The following is a 17,837-nucleotide window of genomic DNA, read 5'->3' as shown; positions in this document are numbered from 1 at the left end:
AGGGGGAACGGCTGTTTGTTTTGTGCTTGTCTCTGTCCTGAGAGAGCGAAAACCCAAACCACCACCCCAGGACTTTGTCGACGTGTTCGATCACGGCATACGGGGAGGCGGATCGGGTGATGTTCGGGATGATGTTGAGATGGGTCGTGGCGACCACGAAGCCGTCCGTCGCGAGCACGAAGAGGTGAAGTCCTGGGGTCTCGAGGATCTTGTTGAACGCCGCTTGATCAGAGCCGTCCTCCAGCACCGGATCAGACGGCTGCAGCTGGCGGTAGAGCCGGAGGACACCCTCGACGTCACCAGGCAACACCTCCCGAAAAACGCCCGGCCTTTAGCAGGGCCTACAGCGACTCGCCCCTGGGTGGGTCAAGGTGGGTGCAGGTAGCAAGCCGCTCACTGGTCGGCCGTGCGGTTCGCATAGCGCACGCGCTCAAGCACGTGGGTTGGGACCTGCTCACGGCTGAACTCATCGGTGATCGGGTCCGCGACGCTCAGGCTCACCGGAACGTGCCCGGCCCATGACCCTGTGGCGTCGTCGCTCGGCTCGTCCACCGGAGCCCCCTGCCGAACCTTGACCGAGGCCTCGTGCAGCGGAAGGGCCAGCACTGCGGTAGCGGCGAGCTCCCTGCGGGTCGGCGCCCTCAGGGTCTGGGATCGCCCCGCGACCATGTGGTCGATGATCTGGTCGAGCGCCCGGGCACGCTCGGTTTCGTCCTCGACGTGGCGGACCGGACCGATGACGACGACGCTGCGGTAGTTCATCGAGTGGTGGAAGCGGGAGCGCGCCCACACCAGTCCGTCTACCAGAGTCACGGTCACGCACAGCGTGAAGGTCTCCGTGCGCTGCAACATCCGGGCGGCGACCGAGCCGTGCAGATAGAGCGTGCCGTCGCGATCGGGTCCGTGCGGGTCGACGGCATACGCCATCGGCAGCACCACCGGGTGGGTGTCGGTCGAGAAGCCGACAGGTGGCCCTCTGTCATGAGCCATTTCGAGGTCAACCAAGTGAGCCAATCGTGTCCCTGCCCATCGATCTGCTGTTGTCACTCGATCGCGGCAAGCCCCTGGCCATTCAGATCTCCACGCAGATCCGCGACCTGATCACCGGGGGCACGCTTGCCACCGGTGATCGGCTGCCGTCGACTCGCGCTGTCGCTGCCGACGTCGGGGTGTCCCGCGGAGTGCTCGAGGTGGCCTACGACCAGCTCCTCGCCGAAGGGTGGCTGAGCGCCCGCACCGGCGCGGGCACCTACGTCGCGACCACCGCGCCGCATCCTGCACGCCCTCCTGCCCGGTCCAGCGCCCGCTGCTCGGTCGTGGCGTCCCCTGACCGGCCACCCATCCGGCTGGACACGGGCACCCCGTGGATCGACCACCGGCACCGCGCGTCATGGGCCCGCGCCTGGCGCGACGTGGCCGACGCCACTCCGCCCACCGCCTACCCGCAACCCTGCGGACTGCCCGAGCTGCGCACCGCGATCGCCGGCTATGCCGCGCGCACCCGAGGGATCACGTGCACGCCCGGGCAGGTGATGATCACCAACGGCACCACCGACGGGCTCCGCCACCTGCTCGGGGTGCTCCCGCCCGGGATCGTGGCGGTCGAGGACCCCGGCTACCGAGCCGCTGCGGCCACCGTCACCGCCTCGGCGCACCGCCGGCACGACATACCTGTCGACGAGCACGGTGCCGACCTGACAGCGCGTCCGGTCCCCGACGACCTCCGCGCGGTCTACGTCACCCCCGCCCACCAGCACCCGACGGGCGCCACGATGAGCGCTCAGCGCCGGGTCGACCTGCTCGCGGTATGCCGATCCCGCGGCGCCCTGGTGATGGAGGACGACTACGACTCGCACTTCCGCTACGACGTGGCCCCCCTGCCGGCGATGGCCAGCCTGGGCGGAGAGTCGGTCGTGCACCTGGGTACCGCCTCCAAGGTCGTGATGCCGGTCTGCGGCTGGGCTGGGTGATCGCCCCCGAGGATCTCGTCGCGCAGGTCGCGGCACGACGGGCGGCCACCCACGACCTGACATCGTGGCCGGTGCAGCGCGCCTTCCTCAGCATGCTGCGCGACGGCTACCGACCGGCTGGTCCGCTCGGCCCGGCAGGTGTATGCCGCTCGCGGCCGGCAAGTGGCCGCGGGCACTCCTGCCCTTCGGCTCGGTCACGAGCCCCGTAGCAGGGATGTATCTCACACTCGCGCTGCCTGAGGAGCGGGCGGTCCAGGTGCGCGAACGGGCTGCGCGAGAAGGCGTCGACGTGCCCTGCTCAGCGGTTACGCCCGGACCCACCCGCGCAGCGGGCTGGTCGTCGGCTTCGGCGGGATCAGCGATGCAGAGCTGAGCCACGCCCTCGAGGTGTTGACCCGGGCACTGGACCGCCGGTGAGACCTCGCCCTGAGCGCGCAACGCAGCCGTCGGTCATGACCACTTTCCCGTCGTTGGACCGGACAACCGTCGCCGCGTCGGGATCACGGCGCAGGGCCCCCGAAGACGAAGGTGCCGCGGGCGTCCATCTCACTCTGTCCACGAATGAGACGGGCCGATCAGGACATCGCTTTGCAAGACCATCCGAACAGGCGACTCTTCAGTCGACCAGGCGATTCGTTCGCGCACACCCTGGTTTGCCTGTGTGAGTGGCGACACCGGCGGATCGAGTCAGCGCGGACCCCAGGACTCATCGGGGACACCGGGGGGCAGCAGGCGGCGGCGACGGGCAGGCTTGCGGGCGGGTGCGGCCTCGCCGTCCGCCGCAGGCTTGAGGTCGCGGTCGGACTCTCCCGGTTCCTTGGCGCCTGGCCAGGCCTTGGAGGCCCGGGCAGCCAGCACGAACGACTTGCGCAACGGAGTGCCCTCGAAGCCGTCGGGCAGCAGCAGTGGCCGCAGCCCCAAATCGGTCCCGTCGTCGAAGCCGGTGAACTCGACGCCGAACATCTCGTGCGTCTCCCGCTCGTGCCACGCGGCTCCGGCATACACCGTCGTCAAGCTCGCCACGGTCGCAGCATCGGGGAGCCGGGTGCGCAGCAGCAACCGGGCCAGCGGCCGCGGACTCCCCTCGCCGGTGGCGATCAGGTGACACACGAGATCGAGCCCCGGGTCGGTCTCGGCGTCGCTCTGGTCGACCGCGGACAGCCAGTCGAAGTAGTCGTACCCGGCGTCGCGGGCGGCACCGGCCTCAGTCACCCAGTCGGCCACCGGCACGTCCCGGGTCCCCATCCCCGACTCCAGCGGATTCACGACGGTTCCTGCGGCGGGGCGACCAGATCGCGACTGGCCTCGGCGGCGCTCACCCGGCGCCCGACATACGAGCGGTGCCCCCGGGCCTGACCGGGCCGCTCATTCTTGATCTGCTCCTGCAGCGTGAGTATGCCGTGCAGCAGCGCCTCCGGGCGGGGCGGGCAGCCGGGCACGTAGACGTCGACCGGGATGATCTGGTCGACGCCCTTGGTGACGGAGTAGGAGTCCCAGTAGGGGCCGCCGGAGTTGGAGCAGGCGCCGAAGGAGATGACGTACTTGGGCTCGGGCATCTGGTCGTAGAGCCGGCGGATCGCCGGGGCCATCTTGTCGGTCACCGTGCCCGAGACGACCATCAGGTCGGACTGCCGCGGCCCGGGGGCGAACGGGATGACGCCGAGCCGGATGAAGTCGTGCCGGGCCATCGAGGCGGCGATGAACTCGATCGCGCAACAGGCCAGTCCGAAGTTGAACACCCACAGGGAGTAGCGCCGGCCCCAGTTGAGCACGATCCGCACCGCCGTCGGGGCGCGGTCGGCGGCCGGGCCGACGCGCGGCATGGGCAGGTCGGTGCTCATCGGCTCACCACCACCGCAGCAGCCCGCGACGCCAGGCATGGCCCAGCCCGAGCACGAGCACGCCGATGAAGATGGCCATCTCGGCCAGCGACGCAGCGCCGAGGTCGGTGCGCAGCACCAGCGCCCACGGGAAGAGATAGACCGCGTCGACGGCGAACACGACATACAAGAAGGCGAAGACCAGGTAACGCACGCTGCCCTGCATCCATCCTGACCCGACCGGGTCGACCCCCGACTCGTATGTCGTGCGCTTGGCCGGGGTGGGGTCGCTGGGGGCGAGCAGGCGGCGGGCTCCGTAGCCGGAGGCGACGAGGGCGACGCCGAGGCCCAGCACCACCAGCACCACCGCATAGTCACCCATGACCGGCCAGCCTAGCGACCCGCCCGTGACCGATGTGCGCGCCACCCGTGCCTGCGCAGGGCGCGGTGGAGATGCCCCTATCGTTGCCCAGCAGACTTTGGGCGAGGCTGCGCTTGGGGGTCCAGACCTCGCTGCGTCGGACACGCGGTGGGTTCTGACCGCGACTGGTGCACGATCTGGATCACTGGTGCCCTGCGCGCGCGGTGCACCAGTGTGCGACATCGGGCACCAGTCAGAGCGGTCTGCTGGGTGAGGCCCGTGTTCTCCGCCCGGGCACTCCGCATCGGCCGTTCGACGGAGATGTCCCCCATCGAATGACCGTTACGCGCGCGACACGGGCCGGCCCCGGTGCACCTGGCGCGCACAACGGTCACGAGGCCAGGGAGCGCAGGTGCGTCATCACCTCGTCGGCGAAGTAGGTGCCGAACAGGATGACGTGGACGAGCAGGGGGAGCAGCTGGTGCACGGTCTGCCGACGCTGCCAGCCCGGGGCCAGCGGCCAGACCTCCTCGTATGCCGCATAGACCTCCGGTCCGAAGCCGCCGAAGAGCCGCATCATGGCCAGATCGAGCTCGCGGTGGCTCCAGCTCACGGACGGGTCGATCAGCCAGTGCCGTCCGGTGTGGTCGACCATGCTGTTGCCCGACCACAGATCGCCGTGCACCAGCGACGGCGGCTCCGACGGACCGCATACCTCGTCGGCCCGCTCCAGCAGCCGGTCCAACAGGGCCGGGGCCGCCGGGTCCAGCCGCCCGGTCTCCACGCAGCGCCGAGTCAGCGGCAGCACCCGGCCGACCAGATAGCTCTGCACCCAGGACTCGGCGGGGCTCAGGTCCACCGGCACGGAGCCGACGAAGCTGCGCGGGTCGCCGTCCAAGGTCCCGAAACGCTCCCCGGTGTTGCGGTGCAGGGCGGCCAGCCCTCGTCCTAGCGCGGCGTCGTCACCCGGTGGAGCGGCCTCGCTCTCGATCCACTCCATCACGATCCCGGACTCGGTGACCCGCAGCACCTCGGGCACCGGTAGAGCGCCCGCGGTGCGCAGCGCGCGCAGGCCTGCGGCCTCACGGACGAAGAGCCCCGGCGGAGCGTCCTTGATCGTCTTGGCGAAGACCGGCCCGTCCGTGGTCTCCAGCCGGTAGGACCAGGCGATGCCACCGCCGGTCACCGGTTGCGCGCTGCGGACGTGCCACCCCTGCATGAGCTCCTCGGGCAGGGCCGTGGTCATCGCCGGCCGCCCCCCGGCAGGTCACCGACAGCGCCCGTGGCAAGGGCCTGGACCAGTCCGTCGCACGCCGGCTCGAGCTGGTCGAACATCCGCGTGAACGCCTCCTGCGACTGGCCGTAGGGGTCGGGCACATCTCGCACTCCGGTGCTCGCGGCTTCAGGGGCGAACTCCCCCAGGCGCACGATCTTGTCGCGCGCGTCTGCGTCAGGGGCCAAGTCGCGCAGGTCGGCGGCGTTGCCCGAGTCCATCGCGACGACCAGGTCGAAGCGGGCGAAGTCGGCCGCGCCGAACTGCTGCCCGAGGTGATCCACGGGTATGCCGCGGCGCGCCGCCTCCGACCGGGTGCCCTCATGCGGGGGGTCGCCGACATGCCAGGGGCCGGTGCCTGCGGACTCCACCTGCACGGCCAGTCCCTGGGCGCCCGCCCGGTGACGCACGATCGCCTCGGCCGCAGGTGAGCGGCAGATGTTGCCCAGGCAGACGAAGCAGATGCGCATGGGACCACCATGACACTTCTCGCGAGTCAACCGGCGACGCGGTGCAGCGCTGCCCCCATCCGCTGCACCGCCTCGGTGAGGATCGCCGGCGAGGTGGCGAAGTTGAGCCGGACGTGGCCGGCGCCCCCGGTGCCGAAGGCGTGACCCGAGCTGAGCGCCACCCGAGCCTCCTGGAGCCACATCGCCGCCGGGCCGGCCAGCGCTCCCGCGTCACCCCGACCCTGTCCCCTCGACTCCTGCTCCCCGATCTCCACGTCCCGGCAGTCCAGCCAGGCCAGATAGGTGCCCTGCGGTGGCCGGAACCGGACCCCCGGCAGGTGCTGCGCCGTGAGGTCGGCGAGCAGGGCGCGGTTGCCGTCCAGAGCCCTGAGCACCTCCTCCAGCCACGGCTCGCCCGCGCGCAGCGCCGCGGTGTGCGCGATCACCGCGAGATGACTCGGCCCGTGGCCCACCTCCTCGGGCAGCCGAGCCAGGTCCTCGGCCGCCTCTGGACCGGCCAGCAACAGCGCTGCCTTCAGCCCTGCGAGGTTCCAGCCCTTCGAGGCGGAGGTGAGGGTGAAGGCACGCTCACTGCCCTCGACGCTGAGGTAGGGCACGAACGACGCGCCCTGCAGCACCAGCGGGCCGTGGATCTCGTCGACGACCACGCGCACGGCATACCTGCCGGCCAGCTCGGCCACCGCCGCCAGCTCGGCCCGGGTGTGCACGGTGCCGGTGGGGTTGTGTGGGCTGCACAGCAGGTATGCCGCACCGCCCCCTCCCAGGGTGGCGCGGGCGAAGGCGTCCTGCAGCGCGTCCAGGTCGAGCCGACCCTGCAGGTCCAGCGGGGCCTCCTCGATCCGGCGGTCCATGTGCTCCACGAAGGAGTAGAACGGCGGATAGACCGGGCAGTTGACCACGACCGCGTCGCCGGGGGCGGTCACCAGCCGCAGTGCCTCGACGATGCCGAGCATCACGTCCGGCACGACCGCTGTCCGAGCCACGTCGAGCCCGTCCCACCCCCACCGGCGGCTCGCGAACTCGGCGAGAGCCTCGGCATACCCCCGGCCGGCCGGATAGCCGGTGTCGCCCCGCGCCAACGCGTCGTGCAGTGCTGTCACGACCGGCTCGGCCGGCAGGGCGTCCATCTCGGCCACCCACAACGGCAGCACGTCGCCCGGGTGCGCCCGCCATTTCATGCTGGTCCGCTGGCGCAGCTGGTCCAGGCTGACCTGCTCGAAGGGGTTGACCGACGCCGTCATCGGGCCATCCTGGCAGAGCGCGGTCGTGGAACAACCTACGGTCCCGTAACATTGGACGGTATATGAGTAGTAAGCCCAGCCGCATATGAGTAGTAAGCCCAGCCGCCGACTGGACCGCGTCGTCATCCGCTTCGCCGGGGACTCCGGCGACGGCATGCAGCTCACCGGTGACCGGTTCACCTCCGAGACCGCGGCGCTGGGCAACGGCCTGTCGACGCTGCCCAACTTCCCCGCCGAGATCCGCGCGCCGCAGGGCACCCTGCCCGGCGTCTCCAGCTTCCAGCTGCACTTCGCCGACCACGACGTGCTGACCCCCGGTGATGCCCCCGATGTGCTGGTGGCGATGAACCCGGCGGCGCTGAAGGCCAACCTCGCCGACATCCCCCGCGGTGGGACCCTGATCATCAACACCGACGAGTTCGGCAAGCGCAACCTGGCCAAGGTCGGGTATGCCGTCAATCCCCTGGAGGACGACAGTCTGGACTCCTGGCACGTGCAGGCCTTCCCGCTCACCTCGATGACCGTCGAGGCGCTGGCACCGTTCGCCCTGTCGCGCAAGGAGAAGGAGCGCGCCAAGAACATGCTCGCCCTGGGGCTGCTGTCCTGGCTGTACTCCCGGCCGGTGGAGAGCACCGAGGCGTTCCTGCGGGCGAAGTTCGCCAAGACCCCCGAGCTGCTCGAGGCCAACCTGACCGCGCTGCGCGCCGGGCACGCGTTCGGCGAGACGACTGAGGACTTCGCGGTCCGCTTCGAGATCGCCGCGGCGCCCATGGTGGCCGGCACCTACCGCACGCTGACCGGCAACCAGGCGATGGCCCTGGGTCTGGTCACCGCCTCCCAGCGCAGCGGTCTGCCGCTGGTGTTGGGCTCCTACCCGATCACCCCGGCCTCCGACGTGCTGCACGCCCTGTCCAGCATGAAGCGCTACGGCATCACGACCCTGCAGGCCGAGGACGAGATCGCGGCCGTGGGGATGGCGCTGGGCGCATCCTTCGGCGGCTCGCTCGGGGTCACCACGACCTCGGGACCGGGGCTGGCGCTCAAGGCCGAGACGATCGGGCTCGCGGTGGCCACCGAGTTGCCGTTGGTGGTGATCGACGTGCAACGCGGCGGTCCCTCGACCGGGTTGCCCACCAGGACCGAGCAGGCCGACCTGCTGCAGGCCCTGCACGGACGCAACGGCGAGTCCCCCGTCGCGGTGGTCGCGCCGCAGTCGCCGACCGACTGCTTCGATGCGGCGCTCGAGGCGGTCCGCATCGCCACGACCTACCGCACCCCGGTCATCCTGCTCTCCGACGGCTACCTGGCCAACGGCTCCGAGCCCTGGGCCGTGCCCGACGTCGCCGACCTGCCGGAGCTGAACGTCGAGTTCGCCACCGGCCCCAACGGCACCGACGCCAAGGGAGAGCCGGTCTTCCACCCGTTCGCGCGCGACGAGGACACCCTGGCTCGGCCCTGGGCGATCCCGGGCACCGCCGGGCTGGAGCACCGGATCGGCGGCATCGAGAAGGCGGACGTCACCGGCGACATCTCCTACGACCCGGACAACCACGACCGGATGGTCCGGCTGCGCCAGGCCAAGATCGACGGCATCGCCGAGACCGTCCCCGAGATCGAGGTGGACGACCCCACCGGTGAGTCCCGGGTGCTGGTGCTGGGCTGGGGCTCGACCTACGGGCCGATCTCGGCGGGGGTCAGGCTGGCCCGTGCCGCCGGCACCCAGGTCGCCCAGGCGCACCTGCGCCACCTCAACCCCTTCCCGCGCAACCTTGGCAAGGTGCTCGGCAGCTACGACCGGGTGGTCGTGCCGGAGATGAACCTCGGCCAGCTTGCGATGCTGTTGCGCTCCCGCTACCTGATCGACATCCACTCCCACACCGCGGTCCGCGGACTGCCGTTCGCCTCCGCCGAGCTCGCCGAGGTGCTGCACGCGCAGGCGCTGGAGCTGCAGGAGGACCACTCATGAGCACCACGCAGAGCACTTCGAACGGCGGCACTCTGAACGGCGGCGCCCTCGAGACCGGCACCGTCGAGCTCGGTATTCCGGGCACCGGCACCCGCGGCGTTCCCCGGGTCACCGCCGACGCTCCGGCGCAGACCAAGAAGGAGTTCACCTCCGACCAGGAGGTGCGCTGGTGCCCCGGTTGCGGCGACTATGCCGTGCTGGCGGCCGTGCAGGGCTTCCTGCCCGACCTCGGGCTGCGCCGCGAGAACATCGTCTTCGTCTCCGGCATCGGCTGCTCCTCGCGCTTCCCCTACTACCTCGACACCTTCGGGATGCACTCCATCCACGGTCGGGCCCCGGCGATCGCGACCGGCCTGGCCACCAGCCGGGAGGACCTGTCGGTATGGGTGGTCACCGGTGACGGCGACGCCCTCTCGATCGGCGGCAACCACCTGATCCACGCCCTTCGGCGCAACGTCAACCTGACGATCCTGCTGTTCAACAACAAGATCTACGGGCTGACCAAGGGCCAGTACTCCCCCACCTCCGAGGTCGGCACGGTCACCAAGTCGACGCCGGTGGGCTCGGTGGACCACCCGTTCAACCCGGTGTCGCTGGCGCTGGGCGCCGAGGCCACCTTCGTGGCCCGCACCCTGGACTCCGATCGCGCGCACCTGACGACCGTGCTGAAGGCCGCCGCCGCCCACCGGGGCACCTCCCTGGTGGAGATCTACCAGAACTGCCCGATCTTCAACGACGGTGCGTTCCAGATGATCAAGGACCGGGACCAGGGCAGGGCCCGACTGGCCCACCTGATCGACGGGGAGCAGGTAGCGGTCGGCGAGGACCAGGTCGTGGTCCGCCACGGAGCGGCGGTGCGCGTGGTGCCCACCGACCAGGCTGCGGCCGAGCAGCTCGAGGTGGTCGTGCACGACTCGACCGCCGCCGACCCGGCCCAGGCGTTCGCGCTGTCCCGGCTCGACGACGGGACCATGGCGCACGTGCCGATGGGCATCTTCCGGCAGGTGCAGCGCCCCACCTACGACGACCAGGTCCGCGCCCAGGTCGACGCGGCCCGGGCCAGCGCCGGTGGCCCGGTCGCCGACGACGAGCTGCAGCAGCTGCTGCGCGGCAAGGACACCTGGACCGTGGCCGGTTGAGCGCATCCGGCGCCACCGCGCCCGAGCCGCCCGCTTCGGCCCTGCACACCTCCGGCCCCCCGACGAAGGGCGAGCCCGCCCACGGCATACCGGGGCTGACCCACGCCTCCCGGGGCACCGCCTACGGACTCGCGGCCTACGGCCTCTGGGGCCTCTTCCCGCTCTATCTGCAGACGCTGCGACCCTCCGGTGCGGTGGAGGTGCTGGCTCACCGGGTGCTGTGGTCCCTGCTGATCTGCCTCGGTGTCCTGGCGGTCATGGGGAGGCTGAGGTGGATCGGGTCGCTGCTGCAGCGGCCCCGGATGCTCGCCGCGGTGTCCGTCGCGGGCGTGCTCATCGCCACCAACTGGACGGTCTACACCTTCGCCGTGCTCTCCGAGCACGTCACCGAGGCCGCGCTGGGCTACTTCCTCAACCCGCTGGTCACCGTGGGCCTCGGGGTCGTCCTGCTACGCGAGCGGCTGCGCCGGCTGCAGTGGCTGGCCGTCGGGATCGGCGCGGTCGCGGCGCTCTACATCACCCTGGACTACGGCCGCCCGCCCTGGATCTCCCTGGCACTGGCCTGCAGCTTTGCCACCTACGGGTTGGTCAAGAAGCGGGTCGGCACCTCGCTGTCCGCGATCCAGTCGCTGACCGCGGAGACCCTGGTCATCGCTCCGGTCGCGCTGAGCGTCGTCATCTGGCTGGCCGTGACCGGGCAGCAGACCTTCGGGGCCGAGGGCACCGGGCACACCCTGGCGCTGGCCGGGGCGGGGCTGGCCACCGCCGTGCCGCTGCTGCTCTTTGCCGCGGCGGCCCGGCGGGTGCCGTTGAGCACCATCGGGCTGCTGCAGTTCCTCACCCCGGTGCTGCAGCTGCTGACGGCTGTGTTGCTGCTCGGCGAGTCGATGCCCGCGTCCCGGTGGGCCGGCTTCGTCCTGGTCTGGGTGGCCCTCGTGCTGTTGACCGCCGACTCCCTGGTCCACGGTCGACGCACCCGACGTGCGGCGCGGGCCGCTCGTGACCGGCAGTCGAGCCTCGCGGCGCCGACCGTGACCGCGACCACCGCCACGTAGGGTCCGGGCGATGAGCCGCCGGGTGCTGCTGGTCTGTTGGGGTTCGCAGGGCGACGTCGCTCCGTTGGTGACGCTGGGCCGTGGCCTGCGCGCCGCGGGTGACGACGTCTCGGTGCTGGCGCCGCGTGACTTCGCCGACCTGGTGACCTCGGCCGGCCTGGGCTTCCTGCCGTTCGAGATCGACCTGGCGGCCACGGCCGACTCACCGCAGGGTCGCTCCTGGCTCGGCGGGCACCGCACCCTGATCGGGGAGGGCTTGGCTTTGCAGCGCATGCTCGACCGCTTCTCCGGGCCGCTCATCGAAGGCTTGTGGGAGCACACCGCCGCTGCCGACCTGCTGGTCAGTGGGGTGCTGACCGTCGATGCCTGCGCCAGCCTTGCCCGGGCGCGGGGTCAGCAGCACGCGATGGCGGTGCTGGCCCCGCTGCTGCCCAGTCGGCACGGACCGAGCTCGGCCAGCGCCTTGCTGCCCGGGCGCAGCAATGCCCTCAACAGACTGGTCAGCGAGGCGATGATGGCCTCGGCCTATCACCTCATCCAGGTGCCGGGCACGCAGATCCGGCACCGGCTGGGCCACCGGCGCACGGGGCCCCGGTGGTTCAACCAGCAGCTGCGGTCCACTCCGACAGTCCTGGGCACCAGTCGGTATGTCGTGCCGCCGGCGGCGGACCAGCCGCAGATCGTCACCACCGGCTACTGGCCGCCCTGGGGAGGGTCGGGTGAGCCTGACGCGCAGACCCTGGAGCGGGTCGAGACCGACGTGGCCCGTGCCCGGCGGCGGGGGCGCCCGGTGGTCTATCTCGGCTTCGGCAGCATGACCACGCGGGATGCTCCCGGCACCGCGCGGCTCCTGGTGCAGGCGGCGCTGCGGGCCGGGGCGCACCCGATCGTGCACAGCGGCTGGTCCGGCATTGCAGAGCACCTCTGCGACACGGTCGACGCCCGAAGACTCGACCCCTGGCTCGCCGATGAGGCATCGGGACGGGAGATGACGATCGTGGACCAGGTGCCGCACGACTGGCTCTTCGCCCGGTGCGACGCCGTCGTGCACCACGGCGGGGCCGGCACGACTGGCTCGGCGGTCCGCGCGGGCAAGCCCCAGGTGGTGGTGGCGCACATGGGCGACCAGCCCTACTGGGCCGCCCGAATGCACCGACTCGGGGTCGCCGGTCGCGGTTTGCGCCGCGCCGGGCTACGGCCGGAGCGGCTGGGTGCAGCCATCGCCGAGGTGACGACCGGCCCGTCGGCCGAGCAGCGGAGGGCACGCGCGCGGCAGCTGGCAGCCCTGGTCGCCACCGAGGACGGCGTGGCCACCACCGTCGCATCCCTGCAAGCCCTCGACTGACCGGCGCCAGGGCTTCCCATAGGAGTCTCACCGAACTCCTGCACGGCAATGCACATTTGCACTAGCGTGCAAGACGATCTATCGTCGCTCCGTGACCCAGACCGCGACCAGCTCGCGCCGGGAGCTCAACAAGGAGCGCACCCGGCGCGCGATTCAGACCTCGGTGCTGCAGCTGGCGTGCGAGGGCCCGATCGGCGAGCTCACGGCCGAGCAGATCGCCGAGGGGGCCGGAGTCTCCAGGCGCACGTTCTTCAACTACTACGCCGGTCTTGACACCCTCCTCGCCGAGGCCACGCAGGAGCCGATGCTGGGGTTGTTCGAGGACTTCTTGGCCCGCCCCGGTCACGAGGACCCGCTGTCGGCGATGATCGCCACGTTGCGCGGCCCGCTGCCCATCGAGCTGGCCCGCTGGTGCGCGGCACTGTCCCGACCGGACAACCAGCGCGGCGAGATCTATGCCCAGGTCTGGGCACGGCACACCGACTGGCTGGCCGGGATGCTGCAGGCTCGGCTCGGACCGGACGCCGACCCGCTGTATGTCGCGGGCCTGGCGGGATCGGTGATGTCGCTGTTCACCGCGGCGCAGGACATCTGGATCGCCCGCACGCGGGGCGGACTCGACGAGGCATCGCTCCTGCTCTTCGCCGACCTGCTGCGCACAGCGCTCGGTCACGCCCGGGCCGGCTGGCGCACCGCGCGGACCCCACCCGTGGGCCCGGTGACCATCGCGCCCGAACCCGACTGAGCACCCCCACCACCCCAGCGCCCACCGGCACGCCTGCCCACCCTGACGCCGCTCCTCCTGCGAAGGACCTCTTATGGCCACACTCCTCTGTATCGGCTCGGCCGATGGTGCGCCTCGCACCACTGGCTGACCATCGGCGCCTGGGTCGCCGTCGTCGCGGTCGTCGCCGGCTCGGCGGCAACCTTCAGCAAGCCGCTGACCTCGGAGTTCTCCATCCCCGGCAGCCGCTTCGAGACGGTCCTGGAGGAGCTCAAGACCGAGATCCCCGACGCTGCCGGGGCCGGCGGCACCGTCGTCTTCAGCAGCGACGACGGTTTCGACGACGCTGAGCGAACCGCCATCGAGGACACCCTGCAGGACTGGCGTGCCCTGGACGGCGTGAGCGACGTGGCCGGGCCGTTCGCCACCCAGGAGCAGCTCGACTCCTCGACGGAGCAGCTGCGCAGTGCCCAGGAGCAGCTTGATTCCGGACAGCAGGAGTCCGAGACCGCCCGCGAGGAGCTGGACGCCGGCCAGGCTGAGGTCGACGCGCAGCAGGAGCAGCTGGACGCCGGTCGCGAGCAGCTGGAGGCCGGCGGGCAGGAGCTGGAGCAGGGCCGGCAGCAGCTCGCGGTGGGTCAACGGCTCGCCGACCTGAGCGAGGGTCTGCGGTTCGTCTCCGTGGACGGCAGCGTGGCGCTGGCCCAGGTGCAGTTCGAAGCCGACAGCAACAGCCTGGACCCCGAGCTGACCGCCCAGCTGCCGCAGATCGGCGAGCAGCTGGAGGGCACCGGGGTGCAGGTCGACTACGGCGCCGAGATCGTGCAGGACCTGAGCAACATCCTGGGCCCCGGCGAGATCGTCGGCCTGGTCGTCGCCGCGGTGGTGCTGCTGGTGATGTTCGGGTCGCTGATCGCCGCGGGACTGCCGTTGCTGATGGCTCTGGTCGGGGTCGGGGTCGGCATCTCGGGGGCTCTGATCTTCACCACCGTGGTGCAGATGAACAACACCGCGCCCACCCTGGCCCTGATGCTGGGCCTGGCGGTCGGCATCGACTACTCGCTGTTCCTGATCAACCGGCACCGCACCCAGCTACGAGCCGGTATGCCGATCCGCGAGTCGATCGCCCTGGCCACCGGCACCTCCGGCAACGCCGTCACGTTCGCCGGGCTGACCGTGATCATCGCGTTGACCGCCCTGGTCGTCACCGACATCCCGTTCCTGTCGATCATGGGGCTGGTGGCCGCCGGCACGGTCGCGGTGGCGGTCCTCGTGGCGCTCACCCTCACCCCGGCCGTGCTGTCCCTCGTGGGCCGGCGCATCTTGCCGCGGGCCCACCCTGACGACGCCACCGGGCCGACCGGTCCGAGGCATCTGGACACCCACCGGTCCGGGTGGGCGCCCACCGTGGTCGGTCACCCGTGGGTGACCATCGCCGGCGTGCTTGCGCTCGTCTCGCTGCTGGCCTATCCGGTGGGCGACCTGCGGCTGGGGCTGCCCGACGGGAGCGCCGAGTCAGCCGAGTCCACGGCATACCAGACCTATGACCAGGTCCGGGACGCCTTCGGCGCCGGGGTCAACGGCCCGATCGTCGCGGTCGCCGAGCTGGACGAGCCGTTGCCCGAGGGTGACCCCGCGCGCTCGGCCAAGCAGGCGGATATCGGGGAGGCACTGTTCGAGCTGCCGGACGTGGAGTACGTCCTGCCCTTCGGCGTGAGCGGGGACCGGCAGACCCTGGCCTTCCAGGTCGTGCCCACCGGCGGGCCCACTGAGCAGTCCACCGTCGACCTCGTGCAGACCCTTGACGACACCGCCGCCGAGATCGGCGAGGACAACGGAGCCACCCTGGGGTTGACCGGGCAGACCGTCGCCAACATCGACATCTCGCAGCAGCTCGCCGACGCGCTGCCGGTCTATCTCGCCCTGGTGATCGGGCTGTCCCTGCTGCTGCTGTTGCTGGTCTTCCGCTCGGTGGTCATCCCGGTGCTGGCCACCGCCGGCTTCCTGCTCTCGGTCGGCGCCGCCTTCGGCGCGGTGGTCGCGGTCTACCAGTGGGGCCAGCTCTCCTGGCTGTTCGGGGTCAACGAGCCGGGTCCGATCCTCAGCTTCCTGCCCATCTTGCTCATCGGTGTGCTGTTCGGGCTGGCCATGGACTACCAGCTGTTCCTGGTCTCGGCGATGCGCGAGTCCCACGCGCACGGTGAGCCCGCCCGCCGGGCGGTCATCTCGGGCTTCAACCACAGCGCTCGGGTCGTGGTGGCCGCGGCCGTGATCATGATCTCGGTCTTCGGGGGTTTCGTGTTCGCCGAGCTGGCGATGATCCGCCCGGTCGGCCTGGGCCTGGCCGTCGGGGTGCTGGTCGACGCATTCGTCGTGCGGATGACCCTGACGCCGGCCGTGATGGGCCTGCTGGGCGAGCGGGCGTGGTATCTGCCCCGGTGGCTGGATCGGCTGCTGCCTGACGTCGACGTGGAGGGTGCTGCCCTGGAGCCGAGCCACCGACCGACCTCCCGGGACGGACGGGAGGACGACGGCGAGGTCTCCGAGCGGCACCCCGAGCCGGGGCAGCAGCCCGAGGCGGCTCAGGAGGAGGAGTCGGTCCCGACCCGGGCCTGAGCAGCCACCGACCGCAGTGCGGTGGCCCCGGCGACGGCGGCCTGCTCATCCTGCGCGAGCTGAACGGCCAGCCGGCGTCCGCTGCGCCGGTGGACCACGATCCCCGGGCCCCCGGACCCGAGGTAGGCCGTGCTCCCCGGGAGCCAGCGCAACCCCGTCCCGCCCCAGACCATCGGGTCCAGGTCCATGGCCCGGGCCCCCAGCACCTCGCGAGCGGGCACCCGAAGCACCGTCAGGGGCAGCCGCCGGGACCGCACCCGCAGCCCGTCGCCGTCCACCAGGACCCGCACCTCGGCAGCCGCCCAGGTCAGCGTGGCGGCGACCAGCCCGCCCACGCCCAGCAGGACGCCCAGCAGCCACCCGCCACCGGAGACCACCACGAGGACACCGGCGGCGCCGAGCACGACCAGCACGAAGATCGCCGCGCCCTCGAGACTGCCCGAGCGACTGTCGCAGCGCCAGGGCAGCACCAGGTCCGCAGCTCCGGCGGCGGGCAGCACCCGGTCCCGCTCGGGGATCGTCTCGACGATCTGCTGCACGCTGGGGCGCTGGTCGCCGTGCACGACATACCCCGTCCACCCCCACAGGACCGCCACCAGCGTCGCGGGCAGCAGCCACCAGGCACTCGTCGCCGAGATGTCGTCGAAGAACTGCACCCCCACCAGACTCAGCGTGTAGCCGCCGGCCGCCCCGGCACCGACCGCCCCCGTCAGACTGAGCATCCACCGGGATGCGTGCGGCGGGACCAGCCGCGCCAGCCCGATCACGACGGCGGCGACCAGGAGGGCTGCGACGCAGACCGCCAGGACGGGACCCAGCGCCCGTGGTGCGGCCGAGATCGGCAACACCATCGAGGAGACGAGGAGCACCCCGAGGGGCAGCATCGCCCAGCACCCCGCCGCAAGGCGGCGGGAGCGCGGCGAGGTCATAGCAGCCCAGCGTAGGGCCCGGCCCTGACCCGCCAATGACGGATCCCGAGGCGACCGACGGTCCCCCGGGACGGACTGTCGACAGGTGGTCGGACCGGCGCCATCCGTTGTTCACGTCGTGTTGGTCCCCCCGGCGACCGTGCTCCCTAGGTTCGCGGGTATGACGATCACACCCCCACGCCGAGCCCTGCCCCTGTTCCCCACCCGCTCCCACCCTGGTGGGCGGAGCGCGATGACCTGCCACTACCGCTGCGGCGACGCCTGCTTCCAGGACGTCCCCAACACCTCCGACAACACCTACTTCGGTGACGTCGTCACCGAGGGCCTGCGTCGGCGCACGATGCTGCAGGCCGGCGGTGTCGCCGTCGCCGCCGCCGGGCTCACCGCGTGGGCCCGACCCGCCGCCGCCAAGGCGCCGCCGTGGGCACCCCGCGACGGGGTCGGCTTCACCCCCATCGCCCCGACCCCCGCCGACGTAGACGCCGTTGTCGTGCCCACCGGCTACCGGTGGTCGCCGATCATCAGCTGGGGCGACCCGATCCACCCCTCCGCTCCCGCCTTCGACTTCGACAACCAGTCCGTCGAGGCGCAGCAGATGCAGGCCGGCTACAACAGCGACTACGTCACGGTGCTGCGTGGCGGCGCCGGCAACAACGGACAGAGCAAGGGCGTGTTGGTCTTCAACAACGAGTACACCAACGACCAGCTGATGTTTCGGGGCGTCGAGGACTCCGAGGACCTGAGCGAGGAGCAGCTGCGCATCATCATGGCCGCCCACGGGATGACGGTCGTGGAGGTCAAGCGCAAGGGCAGCAAGGGCGCCTGGCGCTACCTGCAGGACGGTGCGCGCAACCGCCGCGTGCACACCTACAGCGAGCTGGTGCTCGACGGCCCCGCCGCCGGCGACCCCGCGCTGCGCACCTCCGCC

General features: G+C 71.3%; 17 protein-coding genes. 8 read left to right on the top strand and 9 right to left on the bottom strand.

The genetic code is table 11. From position 1 onward, the window contains the following. Together ACR2FV_RS08510 and ACR2FV_RS08505 are read right to left on the bottom strand one after the other, a co-directional pair. A partial coding sequence (locus tag ACR2FV_RS08510) for a hypothetical protein (protein ID WP_434015260.1) occupies positions 1–307 on the bottom strand: 307 nt, incomplete at its 3' end. 86 nt (positions 308–393) lie between these two features. Then, positions 394–990: a pyridoxamine 5'-phosphate oxidase family protein gene (locus ACR2FV_RS08505; RefSeq protein ID WP_434015259.1), complete on the bottom strand. Its 597-nt coding sequence runs from the start codon at positions 988–990 to the stop codon at positions 394–396. Between the two features lie 26 nt (positions 991–1,016). Between ACR2FV_RS08505 and ACR2FV_RS08500 the strand changes: the two genes are divergently transcribed. After that, positions 1,017–1,970, top strand: coding sequence for a PLP-dependent aminotransferase family protein (locus ACR2FV_RS08500; protein WP_434015258.1), 954 nt, complete (start codon positions 1,017–1,019; stop codon positions 1,968–1,970). Between the two features lie 687 nt (positions 1,971–2,657). On the opposite strand, the gene ACR2FV_RS08495 is transcribed toward ACR2FV_RS08500, so the two are convergent. The 6 genes from ACR2FV_RS08495 to ACR2FV_RS08470 form a co-directional block, all read right to left on the bottom strand. Further along, positions 2,658–3,236 (bottom strand): NADH-quinone oxidoreductase subunit C, encoded by a 579-nt coding sequence (locus ACR2FV_RS08495; protein ID WP_434015257.1) that lies wholly within the window; start codon positions 3,234–3,236, stop codon positions 2,658–2,660. Then, the gene (locus tag ACR2FV_RS08490) at positions 3,233–3,811 is read right to left on the bottom strand and encodes an NADH-quinone oxidoreductase subunit B (RefSeq protein WP_434015256.1); all 579 of its coding nucleotides are present in this window, start codon (positions 3,809–3,811) and stop codon (positions 3,233–3,235) included. Before ACR2FV_RS08490 ends, ACR2FV_RS08495 begins: the two co-directional genes overlap by 4 nt. 4 nt (positions 3,812–3,815) lie before the next feature. Next, the gene (locus ACR2FV_RS08485; RefSeq protein WP_434015255.1) at positions 3,816–4,172 is read right to left on the bottom strand and encodes an NADH-quinone oxidoreductase subunit A; all 357 of its coding nucleotides are present in this window, start codon (positions 4,170–4,172) and stop codon (positions 3,816–3,818) included. Between the two features lie 370 nt (positions 4,173–4,542). Continuing rightward, positions 4,543–5,397: a fructosamine kinase family protein gene (locus tag ACR2FV_RS08480; protein WP_434015254.1), complete on the bottom strand. Its 855-nt coding sequence runs from the start codon at positions 5,395–5,397 to the stop codon at positions 4,543–4,545. After that, positions 5,394–5,894, bottom strand: coding sequence for a low molecular weight protein-tyrosine-phosphatase (locus ACR2FV_RS08475; RefSeq protein ID WP_434015253.1), 501 nt, complete (start codon positions 5,892–5,894; stop codon positions 5,394–5,396). The genes ACR2FV_RS08480 and ACR2FV_RS08475 overlap by 4 nt, the downstream gene beginning before the upstream one ends. A 26-nt stretch (positions 5,895–5,920) precedes the next feature. Beyond that, positions 5,921–7,135, bottom strand: a complete 1,215-nt coding sequence (locus tag ACR2FV_RS08470; protein ID WP_434015252.1) for a MalY/PatB family protein — start codon at positions 7,133–7,135, stop codon at positions 5,921–5,923. An 85-nt stretch (positions 7,136–7,220) separates the two neighbouring features. Here ACR2FV_RS08470 and ACR2FV_RS08465 point away from each other — a divergent pair, with 85 nt between their 5' ends. The 6 genes from ACR2FV_RS08465 (at position 7,221) to ACR2FV_RS08440 (ending at position 15,980) form a co-directional block, all read left to right on the top strand. Further along, positions 7,221–9,101 carry a 2-oxoacid:acceptor oxidoreductase subunit alpha gene (locus tag ACR2FV_RS08465; protein WP_434015251.1) on the top strand — a complete coding sequence of 627 codons (1,881 nt, stop codon included), beginning with the start codon at positions 7,221–7,223 and terminating at the stop codon, positions 9,099–9,101. Next, the gene (locus ACR2FV_RS08460; protein WP_434015250.1) at positions 9,098–10,240 is read left to right on the top strand and encodes a 2-oxoacid:ferredoxin oxidoreductase subunit beta; all 1,143 of its coding nucleotides are present in this window, start codon (positions 9,098–9,100) and stop codon (positions 10,238–10,240) included. Before ACR2FV_RS08465 ends, ACR2FV_RS08460 begins: the two co-directional genes overlap by 4 nt. Further along, a complete protein-coding gene (rarD, locus tag ACR2FV_RS08455) occupies positions 10,237–11,295 on the top strand; it encodes an EamA family transporter RarD (protein WP_434015249.1) in 1,059 nt (352 codons plus the stop codon). The genes ACR2FV_RS08460 and rarD overlap by 4 nt, the downstream gene beginning before the upstream one ends. 10 nt (positions 11,296–11,305) lie before the next feature. Further along, positions 11,306–12,640 (top strand): glycosyltransferase, encoded by a 1,335-nt coding sequence (locus tag ACR2FV_RS08450; protein ID WP_434015248.1) that lies wholly within the window; start codon positions 11,306–11,308, stop codon positions 12,638–12,640. 91 nt (positions 12,641–12,731) lie between these two features. Then, on the top strand, positions 12,732–13,385 hold the full coding sequence (locus ACR2FV_RS08445; protein ID WP_434015247.1) for a TetR/AcrR family transcriptional regulator: 654 nt from the start codon (positions 12,732–12,734) through the stop codon (positions 13,383–13,385). 378 nt (positions 13,386–13,763) lie between these two features. Continuing rightward, the gene (locus ACR2FV_RS08440) at positions 13,764–15,980 is read left to right on the top strand and encodes an MMPL family transporter (RefSeq protein WP_434015246.1); all 2,217 of its coding nucleotides are present in this window, start codon (positions 13,764–13,766) and stop codon (positions 15,978–15,980) included. Here the strand turns inward: ACR2FV_RS08440 and ACR2FV_RS08435 are convergent. Continuing rightward, the gene (locus ACR2FV_RS08435) at positions 15,947–16,909 is read right to left on the bottom strand and encodes a hypothetical protein (RefSeq protein ID WP_434015245.1); all 963 of its coding nucleotides are present in this window, start codon (positions 16,907–16,909) and stop codon (positions 15,947–15,949) included. The two genes, ACR2FV_RS08440 and ACR2FV_RS08435, sit on opposite strands and share 34 nt — an antisense overlap. Positions 16,910–17,069: 160 nt before the next feature. Here ACR2FV_RS08435 and ACR2FV_RS08430 point away from each other — a divergent pair. Beyond that, positions 17,070–17,837, top strand: a 768-nt coding sequence (locus ACR2FV_RS08430; protein ID WP_434015244.1) for a PhoX family protein, incomplete at its 3' end; no start/stop codon positions are given.

It is taken from the genome of Ornithinimicrobium sp., assembly GCF_051004135.1.
Classification (GTDB): Bacteria; Actinomycetota; Actinomycetes; order Actinomycetales; family Dermatophilaceae; genus Ornithinicoccus.
This window is presented reverse-complemented; position numbering and strand designations above follow the sequence as displayed.